General features: G+C 63.5%; 12 protein-coding genes and 1 rRNA gene. 12 read left to right on the forward strand and 1 reads right to left on the reverse strand.

Annotated features, from left to right (window positions below):
• The first annotated feature begins 49 nt into the window (after positions 1–49).
• Positions 50–162: ribosomal RNA gene (gene rrf, locus LPA35_RS06420) — 5S ribosomal RNA — on the forward strand.
• Between the two features lie 256 nt (positions 163–418).
• On the opposite strand, the gene LPA35_RS06425 is transcribed toward rrf, so the two are convergent.
• Positions 419–1498, reverse strand: a complete 1080-nt coding sequence (locus LPA35_RS06425; protein ID WP_228895994.1) for an MBL fold metallo-hydrolase — start codon at positions 1496–1498, stop codon at positions 419–421.
• A 125-nt stretch (positions 1499–1623) separates the two neighbouring features.
• Between LPA35_RS06425 and LPA35_RS06430 the strand changes: the two genes are divergently transcribed.
• The 11 genes from LPA35_RS06430 to LPA35_RS06480 all read left to right on the forward strand — a co-directional run bounded on the left by LPA35_RS06430 (position 1624) and on the right by LPA35_RS06480 (position 12211).
• Positions 1624–2019, forward strand: a complete 396-nt coding sequence (locus tag LPA35_RS06430) for a MerR family DNA-binding transcriptional regulator (protein ID WP_121421270.1) — start codon at positions 1624–1626, stop codon at positions 2017–2019.
• A gap of 42 nt (positions 2020–2061) precedes the next feature.
• On the forward strand, positions 2062–2523 hold the full coding sequence (locus LPA35_RS06435; RefSeq protein WP_228895997.1) for a PaaI family thioesterase: 462 nt from the start codon (positions 2062–2064) through the stop codon (positions 2521–2523).
• Positions 2524–2563: 40 nt separating this feature from the next.
• Positions 2564–3754, forward strand: coding sequence for an isovaleryl-CoA dehydrogenase (locus tag LPA35_RS06440; RefSeq protein WP_228896000.1), 1191 nt, complete (start codon positions 2564–2566; stop codon positions 3752–3754).
• Positions 3755–3787: 33 nt separating this feature from the next.
• Positions 3788–4447 (forward strand): carbonate dehydratase, encoded by a 660-nt coding sequence (gene can / locus LPA35_RS06445; protein WP_121421267.1) that lies wholly within the window; start codon positions 3788–3790, stop codon positions 4445–4447.
• A gap of 36 nt (positions 4448–4483) precedes the next feature.
• Positions 4484–6289 (forward strand): bifunctional isocitrate dehydrogenase kinase/phosphatase, encoded by a 1806-nt coding sequence (gene aceK / locus LPA35_RS06450; RefSeq protein ID WP_218301603.1) that lies wholly within the window; start codon positions 4484–4486, stop codon positions 6287–6289.
• Positions 6290–6350: 61 nt separating this feature from the next.
• On the forward strand, positions 6351–7544 hold the full coding sequence (locus LPA35_RS06455; RefSeq protein WP_228896005.1) for an acetyl-CoA C-acyltransferase: 1194 nt from the start codon (positions 6351–6353) through the stop codon (positions 7542–7544).
• 46 nt (positions 7545–7590) lie between these two features.
• On the forward strand, positions 7591–8643 hold the full coding sequence (locus LPA35_RS06460; protein ID WP_228896007.1) for a DUF695 domain-containing protein: 1053 nt from the start codon (positions 7591–7593) through the stop codon (positions 8641–8643).
• Between the two features lie 28 nt (positions 8644–8671).
• Entirely contained in the window at positions 8672–9304 is a 633-nt protein-coding gene (locus tag LPA35_RS06465; protein ID WP_176887129.1) for a pyridoxamine 5'-phosphate oxidase family protein, read from the forward strand.
• Between the two features lie 87 nt (positions 9305–9391).
• Positions 9392–10060: an SDR family oxidoreductase gene (locus tag LPA35_RS06470; protein WP_228896009.1), complete on the forward strand. Its 669-nt coding sequence runs from the start codon at positions 9392–9394 to the stop codon at positions 10058–10060.
• Between the two features lie 160 nt (positions 10061–10220).
• Positions 10221–10940, forward strand: a complete 720-nt coding sequence (locus LPA35_RS06475; protein ID WP_055393000.1) for a carbonic anhydrase — start codon at positions 10221–10223, stop codon at positions 10938–10940.
• Positions 10941–11080: 140 nt separating this feature from the next.
• On the forward strand, positions 11081–12211 hold the full coding sequence (locus tag LPA35_RS06480) for an acyl-CoA dehydrogenase family protein (protein ID WP_228896011.1): 1131 nt from the start codon (positions 11081–11083) through the stop codon (positions 12209–12211).
• Positions 12212–12242: the final 31 nt, after the last annotated feature.

The raw sequence follows: 12242 nt of genomic DNA on the forward strand, positions 1-12242 counted from the left end.
TCTATGAATTCGCCGAGCTGTTCCTCGAACAGCCCAGCACCAAGTTATGCCTGATGACCATAGCAAGTTGGTACCACTCCTTCCCATCCCGAACAGGACAGTGAAACGACTTTGCGCCGATGATAGTGCGGGTTCCCGTGTGAAAGTAGGTCATCGTCAGGCTCTTACAGCCCAGAAAACCCCAGTCATATTTGACTGGGGTTTTTTGCTTTGGGCCTCCCAAAACGCATCAAGTGCAGCGGACTGCTCAATGCGCTCGGGTTCAACAGCCCGCCTAGCCCATCTCAGATTACTTGCGCCGACCAGGCGTGCACAGCGTCTCACAAGCCTTGCAGGCCTTGATCAGCATTAATGCGGGGTTGGGCTCGGCATTCGTTGGCTACCCAATGAGCACATGTCGTTCTCGGATTGGATGCGTTTATCCACCGTTCGGTGCTCGAAATCTCTGCACCCCGGCTTGGTCGAGAAAGCGCTCCAACTTCCCCTCCATCCACAGATGGTGTAGGTGCGCCAGGGCCTCACCCATGGCAAAAGTCATCTGATGGGTATCCAGCTTGCGTTGAAACAGAATCGGCAAAGTATCTGCAGCGCTCAAGGCACGATCATGGGCTGCTTGCAAGATCTCCGAGAGCCGTTCCCGGTGGTGGTTTTGCAGCTGGGCAATGCGCGTGGCCAAGCCTATGAACGGCTTGCCATGCGATGGGAGCACTAATGTGCTTTCCGGCAGGTCCAGATATCGCAACAGCGAAGTCAAGAACAACTGCAGTGGATTGGCTTCGGGCTCGCTAGCATGGACGCTGACATTGGTCGAGATGCGCGGTAGCACCATGTCCCCGCTGATCAAGGTGGTCAACTCAGCACAAAACAGCGCCATGTGCTCGGGCGCGTGTCCATAGCCGCTGATGCAACGCCAGGCTCGGCCCCCGATGTCCAGCGTGTCTCCATCCATGATTCGGCGAAAGCGGGGTGGCAGTGCGGGCACGAGGGTCGGGAAATACGATGCGCGCCCACTTACATGGGCTAAAAAGGACGGGTCTTGCGCACCGTGCAGCGCGTAAAAGTCCGCCCCCCCTTCTCCGCCAAACCCTTGCGGGTCATAGACAGCGACCCGAGCCACGTTGTAGTCGGTAGCACTGATCCACAAGCGTACATCCCATCGCTCGCACAGCCAATGGGCCAAGCCGATATGGTCTGGATGCATGTGGGTCACGATGACGCGCAAGATAGGCAAGCCACCAAGGCAGTTCACAAAAATCTGCTCCCACTGCGCACGGGTCGCAGCACTGTCGATGCAGCAGTCCACCACGGTCCACCCGTCCAGCATGACACCGCCAGCGCCTAGTTGTCGGTCGCGCAGCAGCCACAGATTGATGTGATCCAGTGCAAAGGGAAGACCCATGCGAATCCAGTGGGCTCCCGGCGCGATCTCGATGGAGCCGCCCTCGGAAGGGAGCGCGTCGCCCAGCGGGTAGTGGATCTGGTGTTCGAGTGGGTTCATGGCGAAGGTGTGATGGGTTAGCATTGACGTTAACGTAAACGTCATGCATTCGATGCATTGTAGGGAGCTGCCGCCACCGGACTGTCTCCTGTGCGAAACCGATACTGCTGTGTGCAGCACCCACCATGGCCAATACTTACACCATCAGCGACCTTGCCAAAGAGTTCGATCTCACCACCCGGGCGATCCGTTTTTATGAAGACATGGGCTTGCTGCAGCCTGAGCGCACTGGATCTGCCGGGCGCAACCGCGTGTACAGCGCACGCGACCGCACCCGGCTCCGCCTGACGCTGCGGGCCAAGCGCCTGGGCCTTTCACTGACGGAAGCCAAGGAGATCATTGACCTTTATGACAGCCCCCGTGATACGGGCGTTCAGCTGCGGAAATTCCTCGACGTGTTGGTGGTCCATCGCAAGCAGCTCGAAGAGCAGATGGCCGATTTGCAGGCCAACCTGGAAGAGGTGCGCGAGCACGAAGAAGAGGCGCGCTCGCTGCTGGCCAAGGTAGAAAAGCAAAATTGATTCATAATTGACGTTTACGTAAACGTAAATCAGGAGACTGTTGTGAGCACGCCCCCTTTTGAGCCGCGTTGCGCTGACTTTGCCGACCGCGTGCGCGACAGTTTTGCGCGCCAGGGCGCCATGCAGACCCTTGGCGCCTCGCTGGGCCTTGTGGCGCCAGGTGCTGTGGACATCAAACTCCCTTGGGCGGTCGGGCTGACCCAGCAGCACGGATTTCTCCATGCGGGCATGGTGGCCACAGCGCTGGATTCGGCGTGTGGATATGCCGGTTTCACCCTGATGGCGGCCGACGCTGCCGTGCTCACCATCGAGTTCAAGATCAATTTGCTGGCCCCCGCCAAGGGCGAGCGATTTCGCATGGAAGGGCGGGTGCTGAAGCCCGGCCGCACCATCACCGTGTGCGAAGGCCGCGCTTTCGCCATCGACGGCAGCCAAGAAAAACTCATCGCCACCATGGGGTGCACCCTCATGGCGGTTACAGGACGCGACAACATCCAGGGCTGAATCCGGCCCATTCCATTACCTTTTTTGAGGAGACAACCCCATGAGCATCCCTGCCAACCTTCCCGGCCTGAACTTCCAACTGGGCGAGGACATCGACGCCCTGCGCGACGCCGTGCGCGACTTCGCACAGGCTGAGATCGCCCCCCGCGCGGCGGAGATTGACCGCAATGACCAGTTCCCCATGGACCTGTGGCGCAAGATGGGCGACTTGGGCGTGCTCGGCATCACGGTGCCCGAGCAATACGGCGGCGCAGCCATGGGCTACCTGGCCCACATGGTGGCCATGGAAGAAATCTCGCGCGCCAGCGCCTCGGTGGGCTTGTCCTACGGCGCGCACAGCAACCTGTGCGTGAACCAGATCAACCGTAACGGTAATGAGGCACAAAAGGCCAAGTACCTGCCCAAGCTCATTAGCGGCGAGCATGTGGGCGCGCTGGCCATGAGCGAACCCGGCGCGGGCTCGGATGTGATCAGCATGAAGCTCAAGGCCGAGGACAAGGGCGGCTACTACCTGCTCAATGGCAGCAAGATGTGGATCACCAACGGCCCTGATGCAGACACCCTTGTGGTGTATGCCAAGACCGAGCCTGAACTGGGCGCGCGCGGCGTGACCGCCTTCCTGATCGAGAAGGGAATGAAGGGCTTTTCGATCGCGCAGAAGCTCGACAAGCTGGGCATGCGCGGCAGCCATACGGGCGAGTTGGTGTTCCAGGACGTCGAGGTGCCCGCAGAGAACGTGCTGGGTGGCCTGAACCAGGGCGCGAAGGTGCTCATGAGTGGCCTGGACTACGAACGTGCGGTGTTGACCGGCGGCCCGCTGGGCATCATGCAGTCCGTGATGGACAACGTCATCCCTTACATTCACGACCGCAAGCAGTTCGGCCAGAGCATTGGCGAGTTCCAGCTCATCCAGGGCAAGGTGGCCGATATGTACACCGTGCTGCAGGCGGGGCGATCGTTTGCCTACACGGTGGCCAAGAACCTCGATATGCTCGGCACCGACCATGTGCGCCAAGTGCGCAAGGATTGCGCCAGCGTGATCCTCTGGTGTGCCGAGAAGGCCACCTGGATGGCGGGCGAAGGCGTGCAGATTTATGGTGGCAACGGCTACATCAACGAATACCCGCTGGGCCGCCTCTGGCGCGATGCCAAGCTGTATGAGATTGGTGCGGGCACGAGCGAAATTCGTCGCATGCTGATCGGCCGTGAGCTGTTTGCCGAAACCTGCTGAGCTTCTATCTAATCATTGAGACCCAAGGACAACATGCCCTCCTCCATCGAAGACCTGTTTGTTCACAACCGCGCCTGGGCGGCCCAGATGGAGCGCGAGCGGCCCGGCTTTTTCACCAGCCTGCTGGCGCAGCAAAAGCCCAAGTACATGTGGATCGGTTGCTCCGACAGCCGGGTGCCTGCCAACCAGATTACCGGCCTGGAGCCCGGTGAAGTGTTTGTGCACCGCAATGTGGCCAACGTTGTGGTGCCTACCGACCTGAACTGCCTGTCCACCATCCAGTACGCGGTGGATCAGTTGCACATCGAGCACCTGATGGTGGTGGGGCACTACGGCTGTGGTGGCGTGCTGGCGGCGTTGGAGGGTACGCGCGTCGGCTTGGCCGACAACTGGATCCGCCATGTGCAGGATGTGCGCGACCGCCACCGTGACCTGATTGCCGCCACCGCCCCAGAGTGGCGCCATGACGTGTTGTGCGAACTCAATGCCATCGAGCAGGTCGTCAACATTGCCCAGACCACGGTGATGCTCGACGCCTGGGGCCGGGGCCAGAAGGTGACGCTGCACGGCTGGTGTTATGGTCTCAAGGATGGTCTCATCAACAACCTGCACATGTCCGTGGGCAGCACCGAAGGCCTGGACTCGCTGTACAAGGCCGCGATCGCTGGTGTGGCTGCCGTCAAAAGGCAATAGCCAACCACCGCACCCCTCAACGGCTGAGCACCCGCCATGTTCCCACAACGGCTTGACGCTCCCCAGGCCTACGGCATTGCCAAGGCCATGATGGATGGCTTCAACCGGCACTACCGGTTGTTCCGCACCGAGTCCGCGCGGGCCAAGCACCGCTTTGAAACCGGCGACTGGCACGGCCAGCAGCGGGCCCAGCGCGAGCGTATCGAGTTCTACGACCTGCGCGTGAAAGAGTGTGTGCGCAGGTTAGAGAAAGAGTTCGAGGCGGGTGCACAGCCCATGGACGTGTGGCACCAGGTCAAGCTGCACTACATCGGCCTCTTGGTCAACCACCACCAGCCCGAACTGGCCGAGACCTTCTTCAACTCGGTCACCACCAAGATCCTGCACCGCACGCATTTCCACAACGACTTCATCTTTGTGCGGCCTGCGGTCAGTACCGAATACATCGAAAACGAAGAGCCCGCAGCGCGCCCCACCTACCGCGCCTATTACCCGTCGCGAGACACGCTGGGCGAGACCTTCCAGGTCATCATCGAGAACTTCCAGCTGCAGCGTGAATTTGCGGACTTGGGCCGAGACACCGCCTGCGTGGTGGGCGCCATGCGCGGCCGGCTCGACAAAGTGCGCCTGCGCGCCAACTTCCAGATCCAGGTGCTCACCAGCCTGTTCTTTCGCAACAAAGGCGCCTATGTCGTGGGCAAGATCATCAACGGCTTCAACGAAGTGCCGTTTGCGCTGCCCATCCTGCACGACGATAACGGCAGGCTGTTTATCGACGCGGCCCTGTTTGGCGAAGACGACATGCAGATGCTGTTCAGCTTCGCACGCGCCTACTTCATGGTCGACATGGAGGTGCCCAGCGCCTACGTGCAGTTCCTGCGCAGCCTCATGCCGCGCAAGCCGCGGGCCGAGATCTACAACGCCCTGGGCCTGGCCAAGCAGGGCAAGACGCTGTTCTACCGCGACTTTCTGTACCACCTGAAGCACTCCAGCGACCAGTTCCGCATCGCGCCCGGCATCAAGGGCATGGTGATGCTGGTGTTCGACCTGCCGAGCTTTCCCTTCGTGTTCAAGCTCATCAAGGACTACTTCCCGCATCAGAAGGAAACCACGCGCGAGCAGGTCAAGGCCAAGTACCTGCTGGTCAAGCAGCACGACCGCGTGGGCCGCATGGCCGACACGCTCGAATACAGCGAAGTGGCCTTTCCGCGCAGCCGGTTCGACGATGCCCTGATTGCCGAGATCGAGAAGTTCGCCCCCAGCCAGCTCGAAATCAGCGACCGTGATGGCGACGGCCAGACGGAGGTGATCATCAAGCACCTGTATATCGAGCGGCGCATGATCCCGCTCAACATCTATCTGCAGGAAGCCTTCGACACGGGCCTGTCCGACCCCCGAGCGCGCCAGCAGATGGAGCACAGCGTCATCGAATACGGCAACGCCATCAAGGACCTCGTGGCCGCCAACATCTTCCCGGGCGACATGCTCTGGAAGAACTTTGGCGTCACGCGCAACGGCAAGGTTGTGTTCTACGACTACGACGAAATCGAATACCTCACCGACTGCAACTTCCGCCGCGTGCCCACGCCGCGCAATGAAGAAGAGGAAATGAGCGGCGAGGTCTGGTACAGCGTCGGCCCGCGCGATGTGTTCCCTGAAACCTTCGGCCCCTTCCTGCTCGGCAACGATGCCGTGCGCGAGGTGTTCATGCAGCACCACGCCGATCTGCTCGACGCTGCCTTCTGGCAGTCGCACCAGGAGCGCATCCGGGCGGGCCACATGTTTGACGTCTTTCCCTACGACACAGACCGGCGCTTTGCCCATGGCGCAGCAGGCCGGTAGCCCCCTTCATTCACCCCCTCCCAAGCTATTCATCCGAACCATTTCACAGGAGACCATCACCATGTCTGCATCCACCCAAGACCCCATCGTCATCGTCGGCGCCGCACGCACCCCCATGGGCTCGCTGCAGGGCGACTTTTCCAGCCTGGCCGCGCACGACCTGGGCGGCGCCGCCATCAAGGCCGCCATCGAGCGTGCCGGTGTGTCGCCTGACGCCGTGGGCGAAGTGCTGTTCGGCAACTGCCTGATGGCTGGGCAGGGCCAGGCACCCGCGCGCCAGGCGGCGTTCAAGGGCGGCCTGCCCAAGGGCGCTGGCGCCGTTACGCTCAGCAAGATGTGCGGATCGGGCATGAAGGCCGCGATGATGGCGCATGACATGCTGCTGGCCGACACGCACGACGTCATGGTGGCAGGCGGCATGGAGAGCATGACCAACGCTCCCTACCTGCTGCAAAAAGGCCGGGGCGGCTACCGACTGGGCCATGACCGCATCTTTGATCACATGATGCTCGACGGCCTGGAAGACGCTTACGAAGCGGGCCGCAGCATGGGAACCTTTGGCGAAGACTGCGCCGCCAAGTACCAGTTCACCCGCGAGCAGCAGGACGCGTTTGCCACCGCCAGCGTGCAGCGCGCCAAGGCGGCCACCGAGTCCGGCGCTTTCGCGGCCGAGATCGTCCCAGTGACCGTCAAGACCCGCGCGGGCGAGACCGTGGTGTCGGTGGACGAAGGCCCCGGCAAGGTCAAGCTCGAAAAAATCGCCACACTCAAGCCCGCCTTCAAGAAGGACGGCACCATCACCGCCGCGTCCAGCTCCAGCATCAACGATGGCGCCGCCGCGCTGGTGATGATGCGCGAATCCACCGCGAAGAAGCTGGGTTGCAAGCCCCTGGCCCGCATCGTGAGCCACGCCACGCATGCGCAAGAGCCCGAGTGGTTCGCCACTGCCCCGTTGGGGGCCACGCAGAAGGCGCTGGCCAAGGCCGGCTGGCAGGTTGGCGATGTGCAGCTGTGGGAGATCAATGAAGCCTTCGCGGTGGTGCCCATGGCGCTGATGAAGGAACTCGACCTGCCCCACGACAAGGTCAACGTGAACGGCGGTGCCTGCGCTTTGGGCCACCCCATCGGCGCCAGCGGTGCACGCATCATGGTGACGCTGATGTACGCGCTCAAGGCGCGCGGCCTGACCAAGGGCCTGGCCACGCTGTGCATCGGCGGCGGAGAGGCCACGGCCGTGGCGCTCGAACTGGTCTGACGATGGAGAGGGATGGGATGATTCCCATCTCTTCACAAGGACCGCGATGACTGCACCATCTCCCGAGATCACCACCTTCTGGCGTGAATTTGTCGATGCCCAGGCATCGCTCCAGGCCCAGCCTCTGCGCGAGCGGGTCGAGTCGGCCAACGTGCTCATCGAGCGTCACCTGAGCGGCCTGGCGCTGGAGATGTCTGGCGGCGACAGCGATGCGGTGGTGGATCTCATCGTCACCGCCCACGGGAGCATCGACAACTTTCCGTTGCTGATGGAGGTGGTGGCTGCCGCACCCGCGCTGCAGAACTACCGGTTGCGCGCGTTTCGCGAGCGCACCTCGCAGCCCGACTTTCCCATCGGCATGGAGGGCTTTGAGCTGTCCACATCGGAGGTGCTGGTCGCCTGCGGACAGGACGATGGCCAGGCCGCGCTGGAGATCCGCTTTGGCCGCGAGATCCCCAGCGACTACCAGGACCACGCGCGCAACATGGCGTTCATCATGCTCGACCATGTTCTGGGCGAATACGACTTCGCCGTCAAGGTGGGCGCGGTGGATTTTGTGGAGGAAGCCTCCGACCCGCTGGCACCCTGGGTGCCCCTGAGCCAGTTTGTGCCGGTGTTCGACCGCTATTGGGTGGACACCCTGGGCCGCACCAGCGACTTCCCTGCGTGCGAGCACGACTGGTCGGGCATGACCTTGTCGTTTGGCGGGCAGGACGATGAGGATGGCAGCGGTGACGAGGCTGAAGACAAGGCCATTGTCATGGTCAACCGCAGTGCCAACCCCGTGGCCATGCGCGCCGATCTGGCCTACGCGCTGACCCTGGACCTGGCCGTGGGCAACCGCGATCAGCTGGCCGCCGTGCAAGACCTGCAGGACCAGGCAGCCACGCTGCTCGCGCTGCCGCAGCTGGGCATCATGGCCTACACACTGACCCGCGCGGGGCGCCGCAAGGCCGTGTATTACGTGGGCGACAAGCAGCTGGCCATGCAGACGCTCGCACCTTTGCTGCTGCGCGACGAGGCCGAATCGCTGGAGCTGACCTTTGCGTTTGATCCCGCATGGTCAGGCTATTTCGAGTTTGCCGTGCATTGCCCGTGAACTCTTTCAACCCCTTGCAGGCCACACCATGATCGAAACGCTCGAACAATTGCGCACCCTGTACGCAGCCCCCGGCGAGCGGGCCCTGCGCAAGCAACAACCGCAGCTGGATGGGCACTGCCAGCGCTTCATTGCCCTGTCGCCGTTCTGCGTGGTGGCCAGTGGTGGCGCCCATGGTGCGCTGCTCGATGCCTCGCCGCGCGGCGGTGCGCCGGGCTTTGTGAAGTCACCCGATCCCCACACCCTGCTGCTGCCCGATGCGGGCGGCAACAACCGGCTCGACACCCTGACCAACCTGCTGAGTGACCCGCGCATCGGCCTGCTGTTCATGATCCCGGGTGTGGATGAAACCCTGCGGGTGAATGGCACCGCACGCCTGCGCGACGAAGCGCTGTACACCGACTTCTTCACGGCCGAGCGCCAGCGCCCAAAGATAGTGATCGAAGTGCGCGTCGCCGAGGCCTACCTGCACTGCTCCAAGGCCTTCATGCGCTCGCGGCTGTGGTCCGCCGATGCGCAGGTGGATCGCGCGCAACTGCCCACCATGGGCCAGATGATTCACGACCAGATGGGCCTTGCGACCGAGCCCGAGTCGCAAGTGGCGATGCTGCAGCGCTACCGCGCCCAACTGGCGCAAGAGCAGCAACTCGGCGACGCTTGAGGGGAATGATGTTGGATACTTCTGTTTTGATAGCTTTCAGCGCTTGATGGATAAGCGCTAGAGCCCAATTTCATTCATATTCCCTCTATGAAATCCATATTGGTCATCGGCGCATCGCGTGGCATTGGGCTGGAGCTCGTGCGCCAGTACACCGAGGCGGGCCGCCGCGTCATCGCTACCGTGCGCGACGATGCGGGCAGCGAGCGGGTACAGGCCCTGGGCGCCGAGGTGTTGACCGTGGACGTGGCCAACCCTGCCAGCGTCAGCGGGCTGGCCTGGCAACTGGACGGCGAAAAGATCGAGACCGCCTGGTATGTGGCCGGTGTCATCCGCCGCCCCAATGCGCTCACGCCGCCCACCCAGCAGGACTTCGATGCCGTGATGCACACCAACGTGCTGGGCGCCATGCAGACACTGCCGCAGGTCGCGCCCCTGGTGGCCGACGCGCAGGGTGTGTTCGCTTTCTTGTCCTCGTCCATGTCGCAGATTGGCAGCGTTCCCAACAGCGGCTCCTGGCTGTACCGCACCAGCAAGGCAGCGCTGAACATGGCCATCGCATCCGCCCAACACGACTACCCGAACGCCACCCTCATCACCATCGACCCCGGCTGGGTGCAGACCGACATGGGCGGCGAAGGCGCTGCGCTGACCGTGCAGGACAGCGTGCGCGGCCTGCGCGCCACCGTGGCGGGCGTCACGGCCGCCGACAAGGGCCGCCTGCTGCACCACGACGGGCGCCGCGCCACGCACTGGTAGCCTGGCGGCTATCAGGCTGCCGGATCGATGCAAGATTTGGACTGGCGCCCGGTGGAGTGGATCCGCAAAATTGCGTGGCGCTGGCTGCCTGAAAACGGCTTCCTGCGCGGGCTGGCGAAAGAGAGGGCCAGCTCCATGCAACCCAACCGGGAGTCCAAAAATGTGTGATTGTCTTGCTACCCCGGCGGCGCTTGCGCCGTCCCGCCGCCGCCTTCTGGGCGGTGCCGCAGCCTTGGCTGCCCTGGCCTCCAGCGCTCGCGTGCTGGCTGCAGACACCCCTTTGCCCGACAACCGCATCGGCCCCGACGCAGCGCTTGCGCGGCTGGTGCAGGGCAATGCCCGCTACGTGGCGGGCCGTTCCACGCAGCGCGACTTTTCGGTGGGCCGGGTGGCGCGCACCACCGGGCAGCGGCCCTTTGCGGCCATCCTGAGCTGCGCGGATTCGCGCATTGCGCCCGAGCTGGCGTTTGACCAGGGGCCCGGCGATCTGTTCGTGGTGCGGCTGGCGGGCAACTTCCTGAACGACGATGCGCTGGCCAGCATGGAATACGCGATCGAGGTTCTGCAGGTGCCGCTCATTCTCGTGCTCGGGCACAGCAACTGCGGCGCTGTTTCCGCCACCATCAAGGTGGTGCAGGAGGGCACCCAGCTGCCCGGCCATCTGCCGGGGCTGGTCAACGCCATCCGCCCGGCCGTCGAGGCGGCGCAGCGCCGCCAGCCCGCCAACTTGCTGGTGGCCGCCACCGAGCAGAACGTGCGGCTCAATGTGGCCCGGTTGACCACCTCCGAACCCCTCCTGGCCGGGCGCATGGCCAGCGGCGCCATCCGCGCCGTGGGGGGCGTGTACGAGCTGTCCAGCGGCAAGGTCTCGCTGGTCTAGCCCCCGGGTACGCAGGAGCACGTAGTCCGCCCGCCCTTAGCGGGCGCGCCCGCAGACGCGGGCAAAATTGCATGTTGACTCGCCGGTAGGTGCCTGGGCATCCAGAGCCTGCCGGCGCCGAACGATCCCAAGGAGACAACATGCTGCTGACCCAAGACCAGGAAATGATCCGCGACGCGGTGCGCGACTTTGCGCAAGAACAGCTGTGGCCCCACGCCGCGCGCTGGGACAAGGAACACCACTTCCCCAAAGAGGCGCACCAGGGCCTGGCTGCACTGGGTGCCTACGGCATCTGCGTGCCCGAAGAGTTCGGCGGTGCCAACCTGGACTACGTGACCCTGGCGCTGGTGCTGGAAGAAATCGCCGCCGGTGATGGTGGCACCAGCACGGCCATCAGCGTGACCAACTGCCCCGTCAACGCCATCCTCATGCGTTATGGCAATGCACAGCAAAAGCGCGACTGGCTCACGCCGCTGGCGCGCGGCGAAATGCTGGGCGCCTTCTGCCTGACCGAGCCGCATGTGGGTTCCGACGCCTCCGCACTGCGCACCACCGCCGTAAGGCAGGGCGACGAATATGTGATCAACGGCGTCAAGCAGTTCATCACCAGTGGCAAGAACGGCCATGTGGCCATCGTCATCGCCGTGACCGACAAGGGCGCGGGCAAGAAGGGCATGAGCGCCTTCCTCGTGCCCACCAACAACCCCGGCTATGTGGTCGCGCGGCTGGAAGACAAGCTGGGCCAGCACAGCAGCGACACGGCGCAGATCAACTTCGACAACTGCCGCATCCCGGCCGAGAACCTCATCGGCACCGAGGGCGAGGGCTACAAGATCGCCCTGGGCGCGCTCGAAGGCGGGCGCATCGGCATTGCCGCGCAGAGCGTGGGCATGGCGCGCAGCGCGTTTGATGCGGCGCTGGCGTATTCGAAGGAGCGCGAGAGCTTTGGCACCGCCATCTTCAACCACCAGGCCGTGGGCTTTCGCCTGGCCGACTGCGCCACGCAGATCGAAGCCGCGCGCCAGCTCATCTGGCACGCCGCCGCGCTGCGCGACGCAGGCCGCCCGTGCCTGAAGGAAGCCGCCATGGCCAAGCTGTTTGCCAGCGAAATGGCCGAGCGCGTGTGCAGCGCCGCCATCCAGACGCTGGGCGGCTACGGCGTGGTGAACGACTTCCCGGTGGAGCGCATCTACCGCGACGTGCGTGTGTGCCAGATATACGAAGGCACGAGCGACGTGCAGAAGATCATCATCCAGCGCGCGCTGGCCTGAGCCTGCTGGGCGCCATTGTCGGCGCCGCGAC

The sequence above is a fragment of the Acidovorax sp. Leaf73 genome (genome assembly GCF_916855635.1).
Lineage (GTDB): Bacteria > Pseudomonadota > Gammaproteobacteria > Burkholderiales > Burkholderiaceae_C > Acidovorax > Acidovorax facilis.